The sequence below is a fragment of the Sulfitobacter sp. SH24 genome (assembly GCF_965641895.1).
GTDB classification, from domain to species: domain Bacteria; phylum Pseudomonadota; class Alphaproteobacteria; order Rhodobacterales; family Rhodobacteraceae; genus Sulfitobacter; species Sulfitobacter dubius.
Genome location: NZ_OZ282575.1, coordinates 1,555,844 through 1,580,218 on the forward strand (window position 1 = coordinate 1,555,844; position 24,375 = coordinate 1,580,218).

Genomic DNA, 24,375 nt, shown 5'->3' on the forward strand with positions numbered 1-24,375 from the left:
TGCGTTTGTGGTGGGTCTTTGCCGTTTGTGCTGTGAACCGTGGCGATTCTGTCGCGCTTGGGCCGAAGAGGGCGCGCGCGATGTCATCGCGGCTCATCTCATCGGCTCAGTTTGGACTTGCCGCTACGTTCCGGTCCACTGGCACCTGTTGCTGTGGATGAATTAAACCAATCTCTCAATCCGGCCCGTTAACCCTGCCACGGGAAAAGGTAATTTCACCTTCGCCCGCGGCACGCGGCCTGCGGGTATCTCTGGGGATATCCTGAGTTTGAATCGGTTTGGCTGCTGAAAGGTAAATCCGCTCTATTTGGTCAACCTGCTGCGTCAAAATAAATCGTAAAAAAATCGTTGACCCTGTAGTCATATCTACGTCAATTTGTGCGGGTTACCAAAAGCGCCACAAGATATAGTGGTTAACACCTTTAGGCGCTAAGGCAGCAGGACAGGGCAGAACAACCATTGTTAGTAAAATCGAGTTGCTTGCTATTAGGCGGGCACAGCGAAGCCGGACTGTTTCCTGCCGACGAAAGAAATGGGGTGAGGCGGTCTGCTGAGGGGCGATCGGCTTGGGATTTGAAATGCTGGATATGAGGCAGCGACAATGAAAATTGAACGTAATTTCACTAAAGCCGGGCAGGACGCCTATGCGGATTTGGACTTTGTCACCACGGTGTCGGAAATCCGTAACCCTGACGGTTCGGTGGTGTTCAAGCTTGATAATGTCGAAGTGCCCAAAGCCTGGAGCCAAGTCGCCAGCGATGTGATCGCGCAGAAGTATTTCCGCAAAGCAGGCGTGCCAAGTGCTACGCGCCGCGTCAAAGAGAAGGGCGTGCCGGAGTTCCTGTGGCGCTCGGTCCCGACAGATGACGCGACCATGGGCGGCGAGACGTCTTCGAAGCAGGTGTTCGACCGTTTGGCGGGTGCTTGGGCCTACTGGGGCTGGAAGGGTGGTTACTTCACCACCGAAGAAGACGCTCATGCCTACTACGACGAGATGCGCCATATGCTCGCCAGCCAGCGTGCGGCACCGAACTCGCCGCAGTGGTTCAACACCGGCCTGCATTGGGCATACGGCATCGATGGCCCGGCACAGGGGCACTACTATGTCGACTACAAGACCGGCAAGCTGACCCGGTCCAAGTCCTCCTACGAACACCCTCAGCCGCATGCCTGCTTTATCCAATCGGTCGCCGACGATCTGGTGGGCGATGGCGGCATCATGGACCTTTGGGTCCGCGAGGCGCGGCTGTTTAAATACGGTTCAGGCACAGGCACCAACTTTTCATCGCTCCGCGGAGAGGGCGAGAAGCTGTCGGGCGGCGGCAAGTCGTCGGGTTTGATGGGGTTCCTCAAGATCGGGGACCGCGCCGCTGGCGCCATCAAATCCGGCGGCACCACCCGCCGGGCCGCCAAGATGGTGATCGTCGACGCCGACCACCCCGACATTCAAGATTTCATCAATTGGAAGGTGCTCGAAGAGCAGAAGGTCGCGAGCATCGTGGCTGGCTCCAAGATGCACGAGCAAAAGCTGAACCTGCTGTTCAACGCGATCAAAGCATGGGACGGCGTGGCCGAAGATGCCTATGACCCGGCCAAGAACGACCAGTTGAAGCAAGCGATCCGCGAGGCCAAAAAGGTCGCGATCCCCGAGACTTACGTCAAGCGTGTGCTGGATTACGCCAAGCAGGGCCACACCAGCATCGAATTCCCGACCTATGACACCGATTGGGATTCGGAAGCCTATAATTCGGTCTCCGGCCAGAACTCGAACAACTCGATCCGGGTCACCAACGCCTTCCTCAAGGCAGTGGAAAAGGACGCCGATTGGGAATTGATCAGCCGCACCGAAAACCGTGTGGTGAAAACCATCCGGGCCCGCGACCTTTGGGATCAGGTCGGCCATGCCGCATGGGCCTGCGCCGATCCGGGGATCCAGTACCACGACACGGTGAACGACTGGCACACCTGCCCAGAGGATGGCGCGATCCGTGGCTCGAACCCCTGTTCGGAATACATGTTCCTCGACGATACGGCCTGCAACTTGGCCTCGATGAACCTGCTGACCTTCCTCAAGGATGGCGAGTTTCAGGTCGAGGACTACATGCACGCCAGCCGCCTTTGGACCGTGACACTGGAAATCAGTGTAATGATGGCACAGTTCCCCTCCAAGGAAATCGCGCAGCGGTCTTATGACTTCCGCACACTGGGGCTTGGCTATGCGAACATCGGCGGGCTGCTGATGAACATGGGCTATTCCTACGACAGCGACGAGGGCCGCGCGCTTGGCGGTGCCTTGACCGCGATTATGACCGGTGTGGCCTATGCAACGTCGGCCGAGATGGCAGGCGAATTGGGCACCTTCCCGGGCTATGCCAAGAATGCCGAGCATATGCTGCGCGTCATCCGCAACCACCGCAACGCGGCCCATGGCAAGGCGGACGGCTATGAGCGGCTTTCGGTCAAACCGGTGCCGCTGGATCATGCCAACTGCCCGCAGGCGGGGCTGGTCGACATTGCCAAATCCTGCTGGGACGAGGCGCTGAAACTGGGCGAAGCCCACGGTTACCGCAACGCGCAGACCTCTGTCATCGCGCCCACGGGCACCATCGGTCTGGTAATGGACTGCGACACCACGGGGATTGAGCCTGACTTTGCGCTGGTGAAGTTCAAAAAACTCGCGGGTGGTGGCTATTTCAAGATCATCAACCAGTCCGTGCCTGCCGCGCTGGAGAAACTCGGCTATGGGTCGGCGCAGATCGAAGAGATCGTCAGTTATGCGGTGGGCCACGGCACCATCGGCAACGCGCCTGCGATCAATCACACTACGCTGGCAGGTCACGGGTTCGGCGCCAATGAGTTGGCCAAGATTGACGCGGCGCTCAAGCAGGCCTTCGACATCCGCTTTGTGTTCAACCAGTGGACGCTGGGAGAGGCCTTCTGCACGCAGGTGCTGGGCATCCCAACCGAGAAACTGAATGATCCGACCTTTGACCTGCTGCGCTCGCTCGGCTTTAGCAAGGCGGACATCGAAGCGGCCAATGACCACGTTTGCGGCACCATGACGCTGGAAGGCGCGCCGCATCTGAAAGAAGAACATTACGGCATCTTCGACTGCGCCAACCCCTGCGGCAAGAAGGGCAAACGCTATCTCTCGGTCAACAGCCACATCTATATGATGGCCGCCGCGCAAAGCTTTATCTCGGGGGCGATCTCCAAGACGATCAACATGCCGAATGACGCGACCATCGAAGATTGCCAGAAAGCTTATGAGCTGAGCTGGTCCTTGGGCATCAAGGCGAATGCGCTCTACCGTGACGGCTCAAAGCTGAGCCAGCCACTGGCCGCGGCGCTGGTCGAAGACGATGAGGACGCCGCCGAGACACTGGAAAGCGGCACGCCACATGAGAAGGCCGCCGTGCTGGCCGAAAAGATCGTCGAGAAGGTGATCGTTAAGGAGATCATCAAATCCCACCGCGAAAAGATGCCGCAGCGCCGGAAGGGGTATACGCAAAAGGCGAATGTGGGTGGTCATAAGGTCTATCTGCGCACGGGCGAATACGAAGACGGCAAGCTGGGTGAAATCTTCATCGACATGCACAAGGAAGGTGCCGGTTTCCGGGCGATGATGAACAATTTCGCCATCGCGGTTTCCGTGGGCCTGCAATACGGCGTGCCGCTGGAAGAGTTCGTCGATGCCTTTACCTTCACCAAATTCGAGCCCGCGGGCATGGTGCAGGGCAATGACAGCATCAAACAGGCGACCTCAATCCTTGACTACGTGTTCCGCGAACTGGCGGTGTCCTACCTCGACCGGACCGATCTGGCGCATGTGAAGCCTGAAGGCGCGACCTTTGATGATCTGGGTCGGGGAGAGGAAGAGAACCTCGGTAACGTCAGCGAACTGAGCGAGAAGGCAGCGAATAAGTCGCTGGATGTACTGAAACAAATCAGTTCCTCAGGCTATCTGCGCAATCGTTTGCCCCAAGAGCTTGTGGTGCTTCAGGGCGGTCAGGCCGTGGATACCAGCGCAGCGCTTGAGACCCTTTTGCCTCAGGTCGGCGGCGGTGGCGACATGGCCGTTGCGGTGAAATCTTCCACCGCCGCAAGCTCTGGCGCGGTAAGCTTCGATGCGCGGGCAAAGGCCAAGATGCAGGGCTACGAAGGCGAAGCCTGTGGCGAGTGCGGCAATTATACATTGGTCCGCAACGGCACCTGCATGAAGTGCAACACCTGCGGCGGGACAAGCGGCTGTAGCTAAGCGGACACGCCCCGATGTCCCTCTGAGCATAGTTTGTCCCGTCTGGGGCAAAGGTTGTCTGGTTTTGGGGCAAAGGTTCTCCGGAGGGGGGCGGAGATAAACGGTTCTGCCCTCAGGCGGCGGGCTCTGAATGGACACTACGACACACAGGGCAGGCGGACTTGCCCTGTGCTCTGAACAGGACGCTGGCAGAAAATAAACTGAGTGATGAGCTACCTGATCTCCTATTCCAGACAATTTTATTGGCACCCTTGCGGCGCCCGTTTTCAGCAAGCCGTGACATCGCAGTCGCGGCGGAATAGAAATAGTAGCTAAGTTGAAGAGATTTGCTTTACTGTCGTAGCGATCTGGAACAGTAGCAGTCAAAACTGAAGCTGGTGTAAATGGATCCATAATAGTCACAAAAAGACAGTTCTTGATGTAAAAAGTGATGCATCGGATTCACTAGGCATTATTATTCAAAATTAATTCGAGTGCTAATTGGGCAATAGTCCAATTGCCTTCGCCCATCATTTTTCCAAGTAGGGCGGGAAGCGGTGGTTCGCTGCGCTTCGTCTGAGTGTCTGATTTTTATGGTTGCTTCATGGAAAATCGCACGGCAGTGAGTAAGTCACGAATTCTGTTTCGTCAAAAGTGATAAAAGTGGAAAGGCTAGTGGATTGATCCAGAGATTTCTTCGACCCGCATTTCTGCTGACTGGTTGTCTTCTCGCGCAGGCCGTCATTGCGAAGGATATGACCTTCGAGATGGTTTACATGAACCACACCAACATGATCGTAGCCGAAGGAGACATCGCGGGCGATACACCTGATGCTTTCCAAGCTTTCCTCAATACCGATTCATTCGACGGATTCCGCTTCGTAATGGCGCTCGATAGTGATGGCGGAAGCCTTATTGGTGGCCTGCGGCTCGGACAGATTATCCGCGAAGCCGGTCTCGATACCACGGTGCAGCGACACCCACTCGATCCGACAACGGGCAAACCCGGGTATGATACGGCTGGCGGTGGATGTTTTTCTGCCTGCGCGATCGCCTTTCTGGGCGGCGTGCGTCGGACGGTGCCGGAGGAAAGTCGGCTCGGCTTCCACCAGTTTTCTTCCGCTGGCGCTTCATTTGCCAGGGAGGACAGCGTCTACATGACCGAGAGCACGGCACAGCTAATCGGGGCCACGGTGCTTGGTTATATCATGACAATGGGGACGGAGCCCGACCTTTTCGCGCGATTGAGCGAGGCGCTGCCGCACGAGATGTGGGAGCCGGATCGGGATCAGCTAACCGCCCTCAAGATCGTGACGCCTGACCGCTTTCGGGATTTTGCCTTTGAGCCATTCGGGGCGGGTGTGATCGCTTGGTCGGCATTACCGGAAAATGTTTCTGGCCGTTCTGTCGTGGGGCAGCTCACCGCCTACTGCAAGGGGCGGGTGCCCTACGTCCTGCTCTCGTCGGTAAATCTGGAGCATGGCGTCGATGCGCGGACACGCAAGATGATCGCTGAGGCGCAGTCTGGCTGGCGGATCGACAATGAGACTACTGGCCAGTCGGCCTCATATGGTCGCGATGCGGTCTCTATACGAATAAATGACGGCCTTCCACTTGCGGAGCTGCAACTTGATGCGCGAGGCGTAGAGCTGCTGAAGGGTGGGCCTTCGCTGATCGCGGTGGATTTTCCAGCAGTGATAGGCGCGATGTTTTATCTTCGCACCGCCCCGACCGAAGCTGACCGTGCCGCACTCGACGCGGCGTTCCGGCTCTGCATCCGGTAGAAGTCAGGCATCGCCATTCGAAATCTCAGGTTTTTTGTCGCGCGTTGTCCCACGAAAATGGGCGGCTTCCGGTCATTCGCTGCAGTTACAGAAATCTTAATCTCCCCATCGGAAAGCGGACATCTCGCTACGCCCTACGCTGAGGAATATTTGTTCAGTTCACTCAGATATTTGCGTTCGCTGTCGTCCTTGAACGTCGATTTGCTATCTGCGAGAGCATCCAGTTTCTCGTAGATGTTCGAATAAACAATCTTATGAACTTCGTTCTGCAAATCGTGTTCAGTTGGAGAGTCCATTTCCACCTCCTTCTCCAAGAAAAGGTTGAGTAAATTTAGGAGGTCGTTTTTGTCAATCTTGTCGATCGCCGACCATGTTCCTTCCGCTTCTGTGCGGAAATAACCACATCCCTTATCAATTTTTAAGATTTTCATATGTCTTACCCCTATGTTCATAAGCCTCAACACCTGCTTCTAAGTTGCCCAGCAGAACGTCTCTAGTTGGCAAAGCCAAGCCATCCGTTGAGGTCAACTGCTTACTTGTCGGATACCCTGAATATATTCGCCAACTCACATTTCTTCCGGATATTTCTTTTCTCGTGCAAATCAGATAGTCAGGCCGAATTGACACGCCCACAGTATTGTTGTGAGTAACTATGACTACCGGCATCTTTTGCGACATCGCCTTGATAAGCTCATTTACGTCAGCTTTTAGAAAGTGGTTGTCGAACGATGATTCAGGCTCGTCAATTAGAAGAATTTCCGCTCCCTCTGCCTCTTGAATTTTCTCGAGTAGAAAGAATTCAGAGCGCTCCCCACCAGAAGCCTCAAAGCCATGCCGGTTCAAAATCTTGTATTCTACCTTCACTAGGAATTCGCTATAAGCGGCTGCTTTGATAGGATCACCGATTTTTCGAAGCTCATCTAGAAATTCATAAGGCGTATCATACTTGGCAAACGCCGCTCTGAAACCTTTGTTTGACCGAGAAACGTCCTTGAGTTCCCCTGCACCAGAAAACGGTCTAACTTTCGCAACAATCTCAAAACCTCGCTTAGCTTCACGTAGCGGGGTTTTCGGTTGGCGAGCAAGCTTTACGATCTGCTCGAACCTCGCCACCTTTTTCTGATTAAGAACTACGTTTAGAAGATCCACATCTGGCACATTCGGAGCAGACGACTTAGTTTGAAGCTTGGTTTTGATGTCTTGAACTAGTGCATTGACCCACGATCTTTTGGCGTTGATTGCATGTTGCTGACAATAAGTCGTCATAAGTTCAATGTAGAGAGCGCGAATGTCGGAAACGTCGATATGTTTGTCTATAATTTCGCGATACTCTTTGTTACTCAAAAGGTGATCGGTGGACTCAATTAGCTCGATGAGGCCGTTGAGTTTCTTGTTGGTGAAAGGGTATTCTCTGTAAATCTTGGCCTTAGAGAAACTATCATGCATGGTGGTTTCTTGAGCGTATTTCAGCAAGCTCGTTACGTAAGTTTCAACCGACTGCAAGTCAGATTTGAGATCAACTTCTAGGATATCCTCCACAACCCTTTGGAGGTCCGATAAATAATTTTTCGTGAAGATACTGGAGCCTTGGCTTAATAAATCCTTGAAATTCCGTTCGTCCTCGGCTTCGTCTCTAGCAACCAAATCAAACTGGCGGATGTATTTTACATTGTCCTCCCCGAACCAGTCGCAAATTCTCTGAAGAGTGTGGGATTTCCCTGATGACCTGTCCCCAAGAATGACGTTGAGGCCGGTAGATAAGTATTGGCCATCGGAAAAAATCTGAAACAGTCGATTTCCCTCATCTTCAGTGAGGGCTACCTTCCTTTTGTCTCGGAAAACTTCTCGGAGAGTTCCAAAGCTAACACCGTCACAATCGATGTAGGTCTGGCGTGTCGGAAGGGGATCAAGATTAGCGTCTACTCGACAGTCGCTAAAAAAAAGTGGCACAAGCTTTTCCGCGTCGTCTACGCATGAAACGAACCGCTTTGGGTTACTAACTTCGCCTGATGTTATGTGACCTCCAAATTTTTCAAGCACCTCTGGGCTAATTTTGGGGTTCTTCTCATAATGCGGAATCAAAATATATTGGCTTAGGTCGCCCAAAACTCTAATGAAGTCCTCAAACGACAATGACTTGCCGGAAGAGGTCCACATGGACTGTATCTCAGCGCATTTAGCGTCAAATTCTACAAGATCGTTTCCATCGGCAATCACTAGTAAGTGACATTTTTCGACGTCAACCTCGATGCCGGGTAAAACAACGATCTCTGATGTAGCCCTGATGTGTTCGAACTGCTTCTTATCAAACAAGTTATGGTTTGTAATAGCGATACAGTTAAGGCCTGCTTCTTTAATATATTGCTGGAGCTTTTCTTCACTAAAGAAAAAGTCTCGATCTTGGCTGCTGCTCACGGTGTGAATGTGAAGATCTATTTTTTGCATGAACAAGCCGTCCTTGAATACGGAGCTAACGTTAACTGTGAAGTGGATAAAGAAAAGCGGAATTCCAAGTAAAGTAAAGGTATTCCTGCCAGATCCCCTGACCGGCGTTTAGCCCTTTCAAGGTGCTACAACATGCATGAATGACCGCCTTGACAGGCTGCACCGCAGCATCACATAAGTGCGACGAACGGCAGGAGTGGGCCGCAAGCCCCCTTAGCTAATCTCCCTTGCCATTGCCTCGGCCTGTTGAACAACGTGCTTGATCGCTTCGGCCTGCAGATCCGGCGGGAACCCATGCTTCTTCAGGATACGCTTTACGGCGATCCGCATTTTCGTTCGGACATTGTCTTTGCGCCACCAATCCACAGAGGCGCTGGCGCGGACGGTGTTTACAAGTTCGGCTGCAATCACACGCAAGTCTTCGTTACCCATCAAAGCCATCGCGCTTTCGCTGCGGGCTAGGGCGTCATAAAAGGCGGCTTCCTCCTGGGACAGGCCGTCTTCTGGCTCATCACGTAGATCACGTGCCAACTTGAGTAGCTCCTGGATAACTTGCAGCGCATCGATACTCCGGTTGTGGTAGCGGGAAATGGCCTCTGTTAATTGTTGGGAAAACGCGTCTTTCTTCGCAAGGTTTGTCCGCGTCCGAGAGGATATCTCGCCATTCAACAGCCTGCGCAAAGCTTCGACCGCAAGGTTCTTTTGGTCCATTCCTTGAATGCCAAGCAAAAAGGCCTCATCCAGGACACCGATATCGGGGCGATCGACGCCGCATTCTTTGAGAATATCGATGACTTCGGTTGAGCCGACAGCCTGATTGATCAGCTGTGAAATCGCAAATTCTGTATTTTCGACAGCGCGCCCGGATGAAGATGATGCATCGAGCTTCCGGATAGCGGCTTGCACGGCGGCAAAGAAGCTGACTTCTTCTTTGGCATCCTCCGCCTCTGGGCTACCTGATGCGATCCGGAATGCGGTGATCAACCGCGTCGCTGCTTTCATGTAGCGTTTCTTGCTGAGCTTCCGATCACCGCCATCAACCTGTTTATCGTCTTTGTCGTAAACAGGCAGCGTCAAAGCATGTTCGATCGCTTTGGGAAGGATGTGGATACGATCTTTGGGCGTTCCTCGCAAAGCGTCCAGATAGGCGATGCCATAGAACATGTCGCGCATGACATCTAGGGCAGTCATTAAAGCATCAACCGCCTCACGCTTATCAACGCCGGTGCGTTGTTGATCTGAAGCCGAATAATGCGCCAGTGCTTTTTTCAGATCCGCGGCGAGGCCAATGTAGTCGACCACTAGCCCTGAAGGCTTGTCTCCGAAAACGCGGTTCACCCGTGCGATGGCTTGCATCAACCCGTGCCCCTTCATGGGCTTGTCCACGTAAAGGGTATGCATACAAGGCGCGTCAAAGCCAGTCAGCCACATATCACGCACGATCACTAGCTTCAGCTCATCCGCTGAATTGCGATAGCGATTGCGCAGTGCCTCTTGTCTGGACTTCGAGCGGATGTGGGGCTGGAATGCCGCCGGATCCTGTGCTGACCCGGTCATAATTACTTTGACCGCACCTTCTGTATCCTCATCCGAATGCCAGTCCGGCCGCGCCTGGACAATACGCTCATAGACCTCGGCACAGATCCGACGCGACATGCAAACAATCATGCCTTTGCCGCCGTCCATGGCGTCAAGACGCGCATCAAAGTGTTTTAAGATGTCAGCGACCACGGTATTTAATCGGTTATCAGCCCCGACCAATGCCTCAACACGGCTGTAGCGACTTTTCAGGGCAGCGACGGACTGTTCGTCCAGCCCATCTCCATCGACCTGAGCATCATCAACAATGCCGTCAAAATCAGTATCGATCTGATCCATGATCTCCTGATCGGTCGTGATCTTTGCAACACGGCCTTCGTAATAGATCGGCACGGTCGCGCCGTCCTCCACGGCACGGGTCACGTCATATATGTCGATGTAATCGCCGAACACTCCCTGCGTATCCGCACCGACCAGTGACACAGGTGTGCCGGTGAAACCAACATGCACGGCGTTTGGCAATGCTACGCGCAAGTGGTGGGCAAAGCCATAGCGCGTCTCGCCGGTCTCGGCGTCAATCTTGGCCTCAAACCCATATTGCGAGCGGTGCGCCTCATCAGCAAAAACGATGACATTATCCCTATCGGTAAGCAGGCCGAAATCATCCTGACCCTTGGCTGGGCGGAATTTCTGGATGGTGGCGAAGATCACGCCTCCCACCTTGCGCTCCAATAGGCGTTTAAGATCGTCGATGCCGTCGGCCTGTTCCGGCTTTTCGCCGAATAGTGCCGCACAACGCGAGAAGGTCGCAAATAGCTGGTTGTCCAGATCATTACGGTCAGTGATGATCACCAGCGTTGGGTTTTCTAACGCCGGATCGCGCATCAACCGTCCGCCAAGAAACGCCATCAGCAGCGACTTACCAGAGCCCTGCGTGTGCCACATGACACCGCCACGGCCGTCACGACCACGCGCCGAGAACACGGCGTCTACGCCTTTGCGCACGGCGTGGAACTGGTGGTAGCCTGCGATCTTTTTGATCGGGCCCTTTCCCTCATCCTCAAAAACGGTGAACCAGCGGATCATTTGCAACAGATTGGCTGGAGCCAGCAGTCCCTGTGTCAGCACTTGCAAGGCCAGCGCCGATGTATCCTCGATCACCGTGTTGCCATCAATGGTGCGCCACCGCATAAAACGGTCGAAGTCGGCTGAAAGCGGGCCATAGCGCGCCGTCACCCCCTCGGAAATAACGGAAAACGCATTAGTGCGGAACAGGTCAGCGATCTGCGCCTTATAGGTGTCGATTTGGTTGAAGGCACCTTTGAGGCTGCCGTTTTCGGTGCCTTTTAGCTCAATCACCACAACAGGGAGGCCGTTGAGGAATAGCACGATATCGGGGCGGCGCAGGGTTTTGCCTGCAACCTCGAACTGACTTACGGCGAGCCAATCGTTTTGTGTGTTGCCCCAATCGATCAAGCGGGCCAGATCGCTGCGCTCTTCGCCTTTCTCAAACCATGTGACCTTCACACCGCCGACCAATGCCTCGTGGATACGGCGGTTTTCGGAAATCAAATCGCCGGCAAAAACGGTGTCGCGTATGGCGTTGACGGCGGTTTGAACAGCGCTATCGGGCAGATGTTCGTTGAGACGGCGGATGGCATCCTCAAGGCACGGCAGGAGCAGCGTGTCACGATAACTTTGCCGTAAGGCAGGCGTGGCGTCGGGATCGGTCGCGGCGCCCGCGAGATGGGTAAAGCCGAGGGCTTGGAGTTCCCCCAATGCCCAGAGTTCAAGGTCCGCTTCGGATGCATAGGCCATCAGAGGTTCTCCTCATTCGGGCTACGGTTTTGAGGGTTGAACCGTGCGAGGGGTTCTCGAAACGCGGCTTCAAATTTCCGGATATGGGTCGATAACCATGAGATCATCTGCGGCCAGTTCGCACGATCATATCCGTCGAAAGGCTTTGCAAAGATGATCTTGCTGGCCTTCTTGTCATCCATGCGCCGCCAATCAAGTTGGGCACCACAGGCAGCCTCGATCGCGTCTTTTTCAGAATGTAGCCGATCGTAAAGCCACTTGTTCTCTTCGACATCCGCACGGCGCATCTCGAGCTCAACACGTGCTTCGTCCCGCGAGAATATCAGGTTGAAGGGGCAGGACCGCACGCCGGAGCCAGCACTCAGCCAGTGATCTTTGCTGGGACTGATGTTCTGGTAAAGGGCAACATTGTCAGCCCGCAATTGCTCCAACGCTTCCTCCCAGAAGGCCAGCCGCAGCTTGTGCCGGTGCTTCTGCGTGTCATGAGTAGCCTTTTCTTCGCCGTCCTTATTGGACATGCTGATCATGAAGTCGGCGGCTTCTGGCGTTGGAATGATCTGCTGGATGTCGATGATCAACTCTTCGCCAAGCATAAATGGCGTGACCTTAAAACACTGGGTCTGGATGCCACGACTTAGCAGCCACAGCACTGTCGCGGTCACTTCGCGCCGGAAGTTGGCGGCGATAAAGACGATCCGTTGGTCTGTGCCGGGGTTAAGGACGATCTCGCCCAGGTCCTCAACGCCCATAAATTCGCACAACCGCGTCACGGCATTGCCTCCACCACAGAACCGGTCGAGGTATTGCTGATAGATGTCGACGATCTGCGTCTTCGTCAGGCTGGAGACATAGGCCGTGTATTTCAACGCCTGCCACGTCACGTCGCGCCCGGAATCGTCCAGCTTGTTTTCGATAACAACAAGGTTGCCGTCCTTATCGAGGGCCAACAGGTCCAACCGCTCGCGGGTTTCGTCGAAACCGTCGAACTCCTTCTGGATGATAAGCAGTTCCTCACCCAGAGCATCTGGCTGATTGGCCAGCCATTCCTGCAGGTGGTCACGCTCCCGCAAGTGAAGGTCTGCGAACCGTTTTTGCACAAGGGGGGATAGGCGGTTTTGGGTCAAATCAACGCGGAACATAAATCAGCCTCGGAAATCAGTAAAATCAAAGTGGGCTACACCCTGCAAACGATGCTCGACCAGATATGCGTTCAAGGCGACTTCACCCTCACGCATGATGCCGAGCCATTCTGGTCTCGGCGTCTCGGCTATGAATTCCTGTTCGCCAGCCATTTCGGCCATTGCGCGTTGGCTGACGCAACTACGATCCCAACCGAAGAACCTATGCCACGGCAGCATCCCAGGTATGTGCGTCGACAATTTGTTCCCAGCGGCATTTTTGACAAATCGGGCTGTTGCTACAGCGCAGCCCCAATCGCCAGGCCTTACCGTAAATATATGGTGCGGAGATCCAAAAAGGGCGCGATCTGAAACCCACGAGTGGTTGTAGAAAACATAAATTGGGTTGTATCCCGATTTGGTAGCATCGCGGATCAGGTCGTCGGTTTGCAGTCGGTCGTCATGAAGCCCCTCATATTTCCCAACTGAGAGAGCCCCTCGAACTGGCGTCAAACCAGACGACAGAACCTTTGCCTGAACACGAAATCCGACCTGACAATGCTTCGTTTCTATAAACCATTCCCAGTCGGCGCCGTTTCCGACCTTTCCGGTTTTGGTGCTTCCTCCTTCTTCAATCCGGTTGAACATCTTGACGTTTAGGCCCAGATGTTCGCATTCTTGTGCCAACCGGAGCAGCAACATCTCAGTGATGGTTTCCTCTTGAAGTTTCAGGCCATGATGCCGAGCATCATTTTGCTCTTCCCAAACCCACGACGCAACGCGGCGTAAGTAGCGTTCAAGTTGGCTCGCCGAACGAATAATCACGCGACGTCCTCTATCTGTGCGCGGGCCGCGCCCACGCGCAGTTCGCCCGACATCAGACGGGGCAGGAGCGCGTCACGCAGGGCGGCGAGGGTTTTGATTTCTTTGTTGAACTGGTGAATGCGGTCAATCTGGGGCACTGATGCAATTCCGAACTCGGATATGACTTCTGGATTTGGGATCGCGATGGGCATTTCTGAAATGCGCATTGCATCGGCACGCTGCCTTCCGGACGACCCTGTCATGGTTGCTATTGCTTCGTCTCTAAATGCGGGATCTCGAGCGACACAGTATGGAAGGGACACTGGCACATCGGGCCTTGCGCGCATCACTATAAATTCTGTCGAACCCCAAGCGATCTCCTGATCCCCCAACTCAGGCACCATCGCGGTCTTACCATTTTCCAGACAAGGTGTGATGCGAGCAAGAAGTGTATCCATTGCACGAAATTTTGTGCCTGCGGAAAATTCTCGCTGTATCGGAGCGTTAGTATTCAGGCCGGACGTGGGAAGCGCCCTCATGTCAAAAAATGGGGCTATCGTGCCTTTTGTGATCCGTTCACGAGGGTTGAATTCAATCAAGTCGGCCAATGTGCCGAAGCTCCAGCCGAGGGGCAGCCCGTTATCACCGAAACTGTCGGGGAAGAGGGCGGCGGTCTCTGGGGGCATGTGGGCGGGGGCGCGGCCTTGGGCGCGTGCGTGGACGGGGTCGAAATCGACAAACCAAGACCGATACAGCGCCCGCGCCATCTCCTCCAATGTCGCACTCGCCTTGCGGTTCACCTCGATCTTGTCATCCAACGCCCCCAGGATCGCTGCGATCTCGCGTTGTTCGGGGAGGGGTGGAAGCAGAACAGGCACAGCACCGGCCAGTCCAGTGTTCAGGTGCGGCATAGTCGCGCCAACAGCATTCGTTTCCAGCCACTCGCAGACATCACGGTGGGATAGATAGTATGCCAAAAATTCAGGGACGACTTTTTCGGCATTTGCCCTGATACGCAGACAGCCAGTGCCGCAAAGCCAGCCTTCTTCGCGTTCTCCGACCAATGCGCGCTTGGAAATATCACCACGGCGCGGATAAACAATGTCATCCCGCCGTAATTGGAACCGATGCAGTCGTTGATGGTCTGCATCCGAGATGCGCGCTATCGCGGCAGTTTCTATTCGCCCATTCCGTATATCCTGCGGCATGACACATGGGATCCCGACTTCGACATAATCTGACGCGTGAAGTTGGGCACCAAACGGACCTGTTTGGATGCTACCGCCATTGCCGGAGCAGAGTTCTGCCATAGTGACCACGGGCCAATCAGCAACAGCTACAATGACCTCATTCATTCCAAAGCCCCCAGCCGCGCCTCGATCTCGGCCTCCAACCGCCGGCCTTCGGAAAAATGCCCGCGCAATTCGCCCATCAGGCGGGTGAACTTCTCCTCAAAAACCTCTCCGTCATCCTCAACCGCGCCCGCGCCGACATAGCGGCCCGGGGTCAGGACAAACCCGTGTTTCGCGATGTCGTCCACCGTGACAGAGGCGCAAAAACCTGCTTCGTCGGTGTAGGCATCCTCGCCCAGCTCACCGCGCCAACCGTGGTAGGTATCGGCGATCTTGGCGATTTCTTCTGAAGAGAACTCTTTTTGCTTGCGCGATCCGGGCACCAGCGCGCCCATCTTGCGCGCATCAATGAACAGCACCTCTTCGCGGCGATCGCGCAAGGTGCGCCCCGCCGCATGGCCGTTGGATTTATCCTTGGCCAAGATCCACAGGCAGGCTGGAATTTGCGTGCCGAAGAACAACTGCGTCGGCAGGGCGACCATGGCATCGACCGCGTCATTCTCGATCATCGCGCGGCGAATGTCGCCTTCGCCCGATTGCATCGACGACATGGAGCCATTGGCCAGCACCACACCCGCGATCCCGTTGGCCGACAGGTGGTGGTAGATATGCGAGAGCCATGCAAAGTTGGCATTGCCCACAGGCGGCGCGCCGAACTGCCAACGGTTATCCTCGCGCAGGCGCTCACCCTCCCAATCCGAGACGTTGAAGGGCGGGTTGGCAAGGATGAACTCGAACCGCTCATCCGGGAAAGCATCGCGCACCAGCGTTCCCTCGTGGTTCCACGCAATGTTGCCAAAGATGCGGCGCATGGCAAGGTTGATGCGGGCAAGCTTATAGGTCGTCGGGTTGGATTCCTGACCGTAGACGGCGATGTCATCGACGCGGCCCTGATGGGCATGGATGAACTTTTCCGACTGAACAAAGAACCCGCCGGTGCCGCAGCAGGGGTCATAGACGCGACCCGATGTGGGCTCCAGCATTTCAACCAGTGTCGAGACAATGGATTTCGGGGTGTAGAATTCACCGCCGCGCTTGCCCTCGTTGGAGGCGAATTCACCGATGAAATATTCATAGACGCGCCCGATGAGGTCGAAGTCGGATGCGCTGCCCGATAGGGTAAGATCGTTGGTGAACAGCTCGATCAGCCCCGCAACGATATCACGGGAAAGTTCGGCGCGCCCGTAAACCTTGGGCAACGCGTCCTTGAGCGTCTCATTGACCTTCTCGATCTCACGCATGGCGTTATCGACCTGAACGCCGATGTCAGCCGCTTTGGCATTGGCCGCAAGATGGTCCCAACGGGCGGTATCCGGCACCCAGAACACATTCTCGGCGGCGTATTCCTCGGGATCGTCTGCATCGGCCAGATCGTCGGCGAGGAATTCCTTGTGCTTGGCATCAAAGGCTGCGGATACATAGCGCAGGAACAGCAGGCCAAGGGCGACGTATTTGTATTCGCCGGGATCCATTTTGCCGCGCATTTTGTCGGCAGCCGCAAAAAGGGTCTTTTCAATTTCTTTTGTCATACCGGCCTCGCGGTTAATTACCTGATAAAGCCGAATAAACGCGGTCACTTATCTTATGGTTGTATCTTAAGCAGGCAAATTGCGACTGACAACGGAAGAGGTGCGTTATTCTGTGGATTGTCAGTGGAGTTGAAAGGGAAACCTGACCCTAAACATGGGCGGGTTTGTAGACTGAATTTTCGCCCAGTGCTCGTGAGGAAGCGCTTGGAGGCCAAGACGTCATACAAACAGTGATTAGCAGATGCAAAGAGTAGCTCAGATTAAGCCAGACCCTGTCCAACCAAGAGGGAGTAGCTAAGTAGATCATCAGGAAGGCCGCTATCACGCACCATGTCGGATAAAACGTCTTACGCGTATCCGAAATGGTCCCTCTAACGTTGCGCCCCCAACAGCTGCAGGGTTTGTGCGTTCAGCCGCCGATGTGCAAGCACCAGCTCGCGACTCTGCCCGATCTGCGCCAGGTTGATGCGTTTGACCGAGGCCAACTCAGTCAATCCTCCCCAGGCCGGAATGATACTATAGCCGATTCCATGCCCAACTGCGATGGCGATGGCCTCCACCGCGTCCAACTCGCAGAGCACTCGCTCGTGCGGAATATGCTCCTTGATCCAGGCCGTCGCTAACCGTCCACCCCAACTACCTGGATCGTAGATCAACGCCTTATCTTGGGCGATTATCTTCTCGGGCGAGCGGGTATCTGCGGCCTGAGTGATCATTACGATAGGCTGCGTCTCCACCCCCACGCAGGTAATCGATTTCGGCGTCTTGAACGGCGGCCGGACAAGAAAAGCCGCGTCTAACTCCTCATCCAAAAGACTTGCATAAAGTTCTTTTGAGGTTCCTGGCGTCACGTTGAGCGTCGCCGCAGGCGCTTGGGACGCAAAATGTGACAGAACTTGCGGAACACGGTCGCTGAGCGCAGTGGAGATCGCCCCCAATCGGATCGGCCCACTAACTCCATTTTGGTCGAAATCTGCTGCAATATGGGCTACATCATGGGCGATTTTCTTCAATCTCGGCAGGATCGAAAGACAATTTTGCGTTGGCGCGACCTGCTGGCCTGACCGCACAATCAGAGGCTTGCCCAACGCCGCTTCGAGACTACGAATGCGTTGCGCAACGGCAGCGGGTGTCAGGTTTTCGCGCCGCGCTGCGGAAGCAAAAGAGCCAGCATCCACGACCGAAAGCAGTGTGAGAAGAAAACGGGTATCCATAATAATCGTTTATTCCGAAGCAACGAAAACATATTATATGTTTTCTCCGGGGTTTGCTAGCCTACTGGCAGAAAATGGGATGCAATAGCCGCGTCCGCCGCTAAGTCGGATTGAGAAGGCCCTGTATGAAACCGATTGTCCCCTTCGTTCACAACCTAACCGGACCCCTCGTGGCGGAGTGGACGCAGGCCTTGCAGCGCGCCGCACCGACGCTCGACATCCGCGCCTTTGGCGCTCTCAGCGAGGCAGAACGAGAGACGGTCAAAGTCGCGATTGTCGCCAATCCCGATCCCGCGAACCTTTTAGAGTTCCCTAATTTGGCTTGGGTGCAAAGTCTCTGGGCTGGGGTGGATCGCTTGATTCATGAAATGCCCGGAGAAAATGTCCGGATCGCTCGTTTGGTTGATCCGCAACTAGCCGATACCATGGCCGAAGCGGTCCTTGCTTGGAGCCTCTTCTTGCATCGCGGCATGCCGCGCTACGCAGCCCAACAGGCGGAGAAACAATGGCGACAGCATCGTCTACCTACCCCCTCTGAGCGCTGTATCGGTGTGCTCGGTCTAGGTCACTTGGGGCAGAAATCTCTACGACGCCTCCAACAGAATGATTTCAATGTCATCGGCTGGAGCCGTTCACCCAAAAGTATATCCGAGGTCACAACCTTTCACGGAACCGAAGGTCTAAAAAAGTTAACGGCGTTGGTGGATATTCTTGTGGTGCTCCTCCCGTTGACACCGCAAACCCGCGGTCTGCTGGATGAAGATCTTTTTTCCAGCTTAAAAAAAGGTGCAGCTCTCATTAATTTTGCGCGCGGCGACATTATAGATGGAAGCGCGCTTTTGGGTGCGCTCGATACGGGGAAGGTGGATCACGCTGTGCTCGACGTTTTTCCTGTAGAGCCATTGCCAGGCGATGATCTGTTCTGGACCCATCCGAAAGTCACGGTCCTACCGCATATCTCTGCGCCAACGAACATGACTACCGCTTCCAGTATTGTAGCGGAGAATCTAGGCACCTTTTTTTCCACCGGCCAGATGCCGGAGACAGTTTCGCGCAAGGCTGGCTATTAATCTGCTGTGCCCCCATTCAACGGAGTCCACTATGAACGCACTCGAAAAAAAATTTGCCGCGTTAGCTGCCGATGCCGCACCAGGTCAGGAGGTCCGACAGGATCTATCTGGAGTCCAAGCCGAAATGATGGGTGGGTTATTGAGCGGCACGCCGGTGGATTTCTCGCATGGAGATGTCGACGCCCATCCGCCAACACCAGGCTCCGCCGAAGTTTGGCAGAACGGCTTTAAGGCCGGCGGACAGCAGGCCTATACCGAATACCGCGGTGCGAAGGAAATTCGGGAAAAAGTTGCCTTGCGGCTAACTAACTTCACAGGCCGCGAGGTCAACGCCAAAAGCGAATTGATCATCACCCCAGGCACGCAGGGGGCTCTGTTTTTGGCCCTGGGATCTTGCGTGACTAGTGGCACCAAGGTTGCCGTCCTCGAGCCTGATTATTTTGCGAACCGCAAGCTCGTGGTTTTCTTCGGCGGTGAAGTCGTGCCCGTCGCGCTAAAGTTTTCGGGGCAGGGGGATGAGAATGGCCCTAATCTAGCGCAACTCGAGGCTGCTTTCCAATCCGGCACGGAGGTGTTGGTCTTCTCTACCCCAAACAATCCCACTGGCGTAGTTTATTCCGCCGCCGATATCGCCGAGATTGCGCGTCTTTCTTCCGAATACGGCGTCACAGTCATTGTCGACCAACTCTACTCGCGGCTACTCTATAGCAATGAGACATATACCCATCTACGCTCTGACCCGTCTGCGCCGAAAAATCTAATCACCATCATGGGGCCCTCAAAAACTGAATCTCTCAGCGGGTTCCGCCTCGGGGTTGCTTTTGGGACTGCGTCCCTAATCGAGCGGATGGAACGTCTGCAGGCCATCGTCTCCCTGCGCGCCGCGGGATATAATCAGGCTGCATTAGAAACGTGGTTCAATGAACCCGAAGGCTGGATGGATACTCGTATCGCTGCGCACCAGGCGATCCGTGATGATTTGGTTGATCTGTTTCGCGGAGCAAAAATCGAGGTCACTGTGCCGCAAGCCGGGAGCTATGTTTTCCCGAAGCTACCGCCACTCTCAGTTTCATCTGAAGAATTCGTTAAACTGCTACGCATTCAAGCAGCCGTTACCGTCACACCGGGTTCAGAGTTCGCCCCTGGGACAGGCGACAGCATCCGATTAAATTTTTCCCAGGATCATGAAGCCGCGGTCGCGGCTACAAAACGCATTATTCAGATGATCGAAAGATATAAAGCATGAACGCGAACCCCCGCCCGGACCAGTGCCGCAGGGTCGCTATCTTCCAGGAATTCGTTACGGCCATACCAACTATGCCTATTGTTTTTACTCCTCGCCGCAATGGGGTCTTACTGCACACGGGTAAGGTGCGCCATGATCGCCCGATCGATGCATAGCGCGGGCCGGTCGAACTCTGCGTGCTGAAAGCGATCTGTGCGGTGCAGGCCTGTCTACGCTAAAACGAGCGCTCGGCGCTGATCCTACAACTCAATGTTTTCGTAATCGCCTATCCCGATTTCCGTGCCCACAGCGGCCCTGCCGATTTTGCCTCCGAAGCACTTCGCGCGGCTTCTGGCAAGGCAGGTCTCGAGAGCTACGCTGCACCCGGCGTAGCAACGCTTCCATCGAATGCGCCAGTCGAGATTGGTCTCAACGCTGTCGCCGGTGGAGAAATAGCGCAGTAACTATGCTTTAAGCTGGCGGCAAAGACGGATAGTCTGTGCTAGTAAAAGTTATCCGTCATGGGGCCTAAGCGATGCAACGGCGTTTCCCTTCACTAAATGCCCTACGCACTTTTGAAGCGGCGGCGCGTCATCTGAGCTTTTCAATGGCGGCTGAGGAATTGAACGTCACTCAGGCGGCGGTATCGCGGCAAATCAAGTTGCTTGAGGATGATTTTGGCACAGCGCTGTTCAACCGTCTGACCCGAGCGGTGGAACTCACCGATGCTGGACGACGGCTGTTTCCTCAGGTCAGTGACGCGTTTTACCAGCTCGAATTGGCCTCGAGTCAGGTATGGGGGAACAAAGGGAGCGGCGTGCTCACTGTTTCGGTTCTACCTACTTTTTCTGTGAAATGGTTGATGCCTCGTCTTTTGGATTTCTCTGAGCTTCATCCAGATATCGAAGTGCATTTAGTCAATACAATAGCGCCTGTGAATTTCGAACGCGCAGAGGTGGATCTAGCAATCCGCGTCGGCTCCACGGAATCGCAAGATAGCAACCTTTCGCAGGTTGAGATTGACCTCCTGATGGTGCGTGGTGGTGAGGCTTTAATCTACCAAGAGCTTTTGCCGGATGAGATGATCGCTGTGGCTTCCCCAGACTATCTTGCGCGACACGGGCCGATCACGAACGTCTACGACCTACAACATGTGGATTTGATCCATATGGCGACCCGGCAGAATGCTTGGGCGGACTATTTGTTTGCGCTCGGATTAAAAGCGCCGCCCACGCAGGACGGCCCATCATACGGGCATTTTTTCTTATCACTGCAGGCCGCTATAGAGGGACGAGGTGTCGCTCTTGTGCCTGAGATATTAGGTAAAGCGGACCTGCGTTCGGGTCTTTTGGTTCAAGCGCTGCCGCAGAAGGTCCAGAGTGCGGGAGCCTATTACCTGATCGGACGCAAAAGCGGTTGGAAGCAAAAGAAAATTAGGATTTTTCGCGAATGGATACTTGATAAAGCTCACCGCATTTGAGCGACGGTTAATGAGGCTTTAGGTAAAGAAAGGTTCTTGCCTGCTCCGCACAACCCCAAATTGCTTAACATCAACAGACTGCCGGTGTTCAATGAGGAACTTCCTGCGGTTCTCGCATAGTTTTTGATGGCAGCGCGTATAGGTGATTTGAGCAGCATACGTATAACATTTTGTTATCTCAGCGAGCGTTAATGTCGTTTGTGGATGTCGTCGCATTAGCCCTACCATTTTTAGCAAGTTGAATGCGCCACGATGGCGCATTTTAAATTTGATCTAATTCAGCTGGAGCTCTGCTGCAGAGCTGGGATGTGAAGTGATTTCTGGTCCAGTTCACCTCCAAGACAGCGAAAAGTATCCTATGAGGAGTGGACATGCTTGAGCATGAAGGTAAGGCATCGTCAAAGTCGTCGGTCACCCGCGTTGCAATCGCCAGCCTTGGGGCGGTCGGACTGAAGTTAGCTCAGGTTCTCGACGCTGGGTTTGATGGGTATCGGTTGACCGCCGTTTCGGCTCGCAATCGCGACGCTGCGGCTACGCGAGTCGCTGGCTTTAAGAACCCGCCACAAGTATTGCCTATCGAAGACCTAGAAGCCTGTGCGGATCTGGTGATCGAGTGCGCCCCTGCCGAATTCTTCGCAGATATTGCTGAGCCATTTCTGCGGGCAGGCAAAACCGTAGTCGCGCTCTCGGCTGGTGCGGTGATCCGCAATGAAAATTTGCTGCAAATCGCGGCCGACCATGGCGGCCGCATTATGGTGCCCTCAGGTGCGTTGCTGGGGCTCGATGCGGTCGCGGCTGCGGCGCAAGGTAATATCGAGTCGGTGCGCATGATTACACGCAAGCCGGTGCGTGGTCTCCTTGGGGCGCCGCACCTCGTAACCCACGGGATCGATATCACTGGTATTACAGCGCCAATGAAAATCTTCGACGGAACGGCCCGTGAAGCCGCTGTTGGTTTCCCCGCCAATCTGAATGTAGCTGTGGCTCTCTCCTTGGCCGGTATTGGACCCGACCACACCCAGCTTGAAATTTGGGCTGACCCTGCGCTTCAGCGCAATATGCACCAGATTAAAGTCGTCTCGGATAGCGCACATTTCAGCATGGAAATTGAGAATATTCCATCGGAAAACCCAAAAACGGGACGGATCACCGCGCAATCTGTGCTCGCTTTATTGTGTAAACTGAACAGTCCATTGCAAGTGGGAACATAGGCTGATTGGTGAGCGGCTATTCAAATATTAGAACGACAAAACTAAAAATGACAAAACCAGGGAGAACTAAAAATGTATTCACTCAGAACTTCGGCACTCGCTCTCGCTTGCTGCACCCTACCTGCCGCAGGGTATGCTGCAGTGGACTTGGAGTGCTCAACGGCTCGTGTGCTGGTCGGATTTCCGCCCGGCGGCGGCACCGATTTCCAAGCCCGCGTAGTTGTCGATGCGATCAATGAAATCTCCGAGGACATCCATCTGCAGGTGGTGAATCTTAGCGGTCAGAGCGGCAACCGAGCCGCACGTGAAGTGATCGACGCTGAGCCTGATGGTTGCACCCTTTTCTTTCACCACGCAGCACTGCTCAGCAGCTATTTAACCGGCCGCGCTGAAACTTCGTGGGACGCTTTCGCGCCTGTGTCGATGGTCAGCTTCGAACCTGCAATTTACGCTGCGAGTCGCAACGACAATTTTAGCTCGCTCTCGGAAATGGTGGAGTATGCCTCGGCCAATCCCGGGGAGATTACCGCCGCGGTTAGTGTCGGTTCGGACTCGCACTTCTTCGCGCTGCAATTGCAGGATCTGTTGGGTGTCGAGCTGAACCTCGTCGGCTATAATGGCGAGGCCGAACGCGTCACCGCCATGCTCTCGAATGTTATCCAATTTGCGCAAGTCACCGAACAGACTGCATCGCAATATCTGGGCAACGAGCTTGTGCCGTTGACCTACGCTTATGACGAGCGCTCGGAAAGTCTGCCGAATGTGCCAACCGCGCGGGAAGCGGGATATGACTTCGTGGCTGGAACCACACGTGGGTTCTTGATGCCTGAAGGGACGCCTTCCGAAGTCGTCGAACACTACGCGCAACTCATCGAACAGTCGATGCAAAGCGAAAGCGTGCGGGAGGCTTTCGATCGGAGCGGGACCATTGTCGACTACCGCGGACCTGCCGAGTATACCGCCTGGTGGCAAGAGACGGCGAAGGCTTGGGAAGAATTAGCGATCAAGCTAGGCATTTTTCAGCCTCGTGACTGACCTAGGCATAAACCAATAGAGAGGGAGGCCGTTTTGAAGCGAGAGGTGTTCTTAGGCGCGGCAACAGTTATTCTGTGTGCGGTGCTATACTATCAAACGACTCTAATCGCTGATTACGGCTTCGCTCAGGTTGGAGCCGATGTCTGGCCTAAGATAATCTTAGGCGCCATAGCGGCTCTTGCCCTAATTCAAATGGCGTTGGGAATATACCGGTCGGGATTAAGTCCGGATTCCCGTCCAGCCACGCGCCAGGCGAACTGGCGCAAATCTGCAGTTGTGCCATTCACCGTATTTGGCGCGACCATCGGTTTCGCGTTGCTAGTTCCCTATGCCGGTTTCACGGCCTCTGGGTTGCTGATGGTCTTCGTGCTGCTTAGCGCAATCGGACCTAAATCGCCGCGGGCAATCGTTATGCATGCCGCGATTGCAGCAATCTCAGTCCTGACAGTTGCGTTCTTCTTTTCCTATGTCATGGGCGTTTTGCTGCCCAGTTGGGCTCTGTGACCCGCCCAAA

16 protein-coding genes are annotated in these 24,375 nt (G+C 54.7%); 8 read left to right on the forward strand and 8 right to left on the reverse strand.

The window, feature by feature from the left end:
• Positions 1-601 precede the first annotated feature (601 nt).
• Together ACSQ16_RS10240 and ACSQ16_RS10245 are read left to right on the forward strand one after the other, a co-directional pair.
• Positions 602-4,258: a vitamin B12-dependent ribonucleotide reductase gene (locus ACSQ16_RS10240; protein WP_243260694.1), complete on the forward strand. Its 3,657-nt coding sequence runs from the start codon at positions 602-604 to the stop codon at positions 4,256-4,258.
• A gap of 659 nt (positions 4,259-4,917) precedes the next feature.
• Positions 4,918-6,021, forward strand: coding sequence for a hypothetical protein (locus tag ACSQ16_RS10245; protein ID WP_435988743.1), 1,104 nt, complete (start codon positions 4,918-4,920; stop codon positions 6,019-6,021).
• Positions 6,022-6,155: 134 nt separating this feature from the next.
• Here the strand turns inward: ACSQ16_RS10245 and ACSQ16_RS10250 are convergent, their stop codons facing one another.
• The 8 genes from ACSQ16_RS10250 to ACSQ16_RS10285 form a co-directional block, all read right to left on the reverse strand.
• Positions 6,156-6,452 carry a hypothetical protein gene (locus ACSQ16_RS10250; RefSeq protein WP_435988744.1) on the reverse strand — a complete coding sequence of 99 codons (297 nt, stop codon included), beginning with the start codon at positions 6,450-6,452 and terminating at the stop codon, positions 6,156-6,158.
• Positions 6,433-8,466: a hypothetical protein gene (locus tag ACSQ16_RS10255; RefSeq protein ID WP_435988745.1), complete on the reverse strand. Its 2,034-nt coding sequence runs from the start codon at positions 8,464-8,466 to the stop codon at positions 6,433-6,435. Before ACSQ16_RS10255 ends, ACSQ16_RS10250 begins: the two co-directional genes overlap by 20 nt.
• Before the next feature lie 213 nt (positions 8,467-8,679).
• A complete protein-coding gene (locus ACSQ16_RS10260; protein ID WP_435988746.1) occupies positions 8,680-11,823 on the reverse strand; it encodes a type I restriction endonuclease subunit R in 3,144 nt (1,047 codons plus the stop codon).
• Entirely contained in the window at positions 11,823-12,962 is a 1,140-nt protein-coding gene (locus ACSQ16_RS10265) for a DUF4268 domain-containing protein (protein ID WP_435988747.1), read from the reverse strand. The genes ACSQ16_RS10260 and ACSQ16_RS10265 overlap by 1 nt, the downstream gene beginning before the upstream one ends.
• Positions 12,963-12,965: 3 nt before the next feature.
• A complete protein-coding gene (locus tag ACSQ16_RS10270) occupies positions 12,966-13,766 on the reverse strand; it encodes a DUF6615 family protein (protein WP_435988748.1) in 801 nt (266 codons plus the stop codon).
• Complete coding sequence (locus ACSQ16_RS10275; protein WP_435988749.1) at positions 13,763-15,100, reverse strand: restriction endonuclease subunit S; 1,338 nt, start codon at positions 15,098-15,100, stop codon at positions 13,763-13,765. Before ACSQ16_RS10275 ends, ACSQ16_RS10270 begins: the two co-directional genes overlap by 4 nt.
• Positions 15,097-16,626: an N-6 DNA methylase gene (locus ACSQ16_RS10280; protein WP_435988750.1), complete on the reverse strand. Its 1,530-nt coding sequence runs from the start codon at positions 16,624-16,626 to the stop codon at positions 15,097-15,099. Before ACSQ16_RS10280 ends, ACSQ16_RS10275 begins: the two co-directional genes overlap by 4 nt.
• A 371-nt stretch (positions 16,627-16,997) precedes the next feature.
• Positions 16,998-17,840, reverse strand: a complete 843-nt coding sequence (locus tag ACSQ16_RS10285) for a LysR family transcriptional regulator (protein ID WP_435988751.1) — start codon at positions 17,838-17,840, stop codon at positions 16,998-17,000.
• Positions 17,841-17,965: 125 nt separating this feature from the next.
• Here ACSQ16_RS10285 and ACSQ16_RS10290 point away from each other — a divergent pair, with 125 nt between their 5' ends.
• The 6 genes from ACSQ16_RS10290 (at position 17,966) to ACSQ16_RS10315 (ending at position 24,365) form a co-directional block, all read left to right on the forward strand.
• Positions 17,966-18,910 (forward strand): 2-hydroxyacid dehydrogenase, encoded by a 945-nt coding sequence (locus ACSQ16_RS10290; RefSeq protein ID WP_435988752.1) that lies wholly within the window; start codon positions 17,966-17,968, stop codon positions 18,908-18,910.
• A 31-nt stretch (positions 18,911-18,941) separates the two neighbouring features.
• The gene (locus ACSQ16_RS10295) at positions 18,942-20,156 is read left to right on the forward strand and encodes a pyridoxal phosphate-dependent aminotransferase (RefSeq protein ID WP_435988753.1); all 1,215 of its coding nucleotides are present in this window, start codon (positions 18,942-18,944) and stop codon (positions 20,154-20,156) included.
• A gap of 514 nt (positions 20,157-20,670) precedes the next feature.
• Positions 20,671-21,615 (forward strand): transcriptional regulator GcvA, encoded by a 945-nt coding sequence (gene gcvA, locus ACSQ16_RS10300; RefSeq protein ID WP_435988754.1) that lies wholly within the window; start codon positions 20,671-20,673, stop codon positions 21,613-21,615.
• Between the two features lie 371 nt (positions 21,616-21,986).
• Positions 21,987-22,826, forward strand: a complete 840-nt coding sequence (locus ACSQ16_RS10305; protein ID WP_243260655.1) for an aspartate dehydrogenase — start codon at positions 21,987-21,989, stop codon at positions 22,824-22,826.
• Positions 22,827-22,898: 72 nt separating this feature from the next.
• On the forward strand, positions 22,899-23,861 hold the full coding sequence (locus ACSQ16_RS10310) for a Bug family tripartite tricarboxylate transporter substrate binding protein (RefSeq protein ID WP_435988755.1): 963 nt from the start codon (positions 22,899-22,901) through the stop codon (positions 23,859-23,861).
• A 33-nt stretch (positions 23,862-23,894) separates the two neighbouring features.
• Positions 23,895-24,365 carry a tripartite tricarboxylate transporter TctB family protein gene (locus ACSQ16_RS10315; protein WP_435988756.1) on the forward strand — a complete coding sequence of 157 codons (471 nt, stop codon included), beginning with the start codon at positions 23,895-23,897 and terminating at the stop codon, positions 24,363-24,365.
• Positions 24,366-24,375: the final 10 nt, after the last annotated feature.

Bases quoted from the DNA above. Each gene is read 5' to 3' on its own strand.
- ACSQ16_RS10240 (WP_243260694.1), top strand. From the start codon at position 602: ATGAAAATTGAACGTAATTTCACTAAAGCCGGGCAGGACGCCTATGCG.
- ACSQ16_RS10250 (WP_435988744.1), bottom strand. From the start codon at position 6,452: ATGAAAATCTTAAAAATTGATAAGGGATGTGGTTATTTCCGCACAGAA.
- ACSQ16_RS10255 (WP_435988745.1), bottom strand. From the start codon at position 8,466: ATGCAAAAAATAGATCTTCACATTCACACCGTGAGCAGCAGCCAAGAT.
- ACSQ16_RS10260 (WP_435988746.1), bottom strand. From the start codon at position 11,823: ATGGCCTATGCATCCGAAGCGGACCTTGAACTCTGGGCATTGGGGGAA.
- ACSQ16_RS10265 (WP_435988747.1), bottom strand. From the start codon at position 12,962: ATGTTCCGCGTTGATTTGACCCAAAACCGCCTATCCCCCCTTGTGCAA.
- ACSQ16_RS10275 (WP_435988749.1), bottom strand. From the start codon at position 15,100: ATGAATGAGGTCATTGTAGCTGTTGCTGATTGGCCCGTGGTCACTATG.
- ACSQ16_RS10280 (WP_435988750.1), bottom strand. From the start codon at position 16,626: ATGACAAAAGAAATTGAAAAGACCCTTTTTGCGGCTGCCGACAAAATG.
- ACSQ16_RS10285 (WP_435988751.1), bottom strand. From the start codon at position 17,840: ATGGATACCCGTTTTCTTCTCACACTGCTTTCGGTCGTGGATGCTGGC.
- ACSQ16_RS10290 (WP_435988752.1), top strand. From the start codon at position 17,966: ATGAAACCGATTGTCCCCTTCGTTCACAACCTAACCGGACCCCTCGTG.
- ACSQ16_RS10295 (WP_435988753.1), top strand. From the start codon at position 18,942: ATGAACGCACTCGAAAAAAAATTTGCCGCGTTAGCTGCCGATGCCGCA.
- gcvA (WP_435988754.1), top strand. From the start codon at position 20,671: ATGCAACGGCGTTTCCCTTCACTAAATGCCCTACGCACTTTTGAAGCG.
- ACSQ16_RS10305 (WP_243260655.1), top strand. From the start codon at position 21,987: ATGCTTGAGCATGAAGGTAAGGCATCGTCAAAGTCGTCGGTCACCCGC.
- ACSQ16_RS10310 (WP_435988755.1), top strand. From the start codon at position 22,899: ATGTATTCACTCAGAACTTCGGCACTCGCTCTCGCTTGCTGCACCCTA.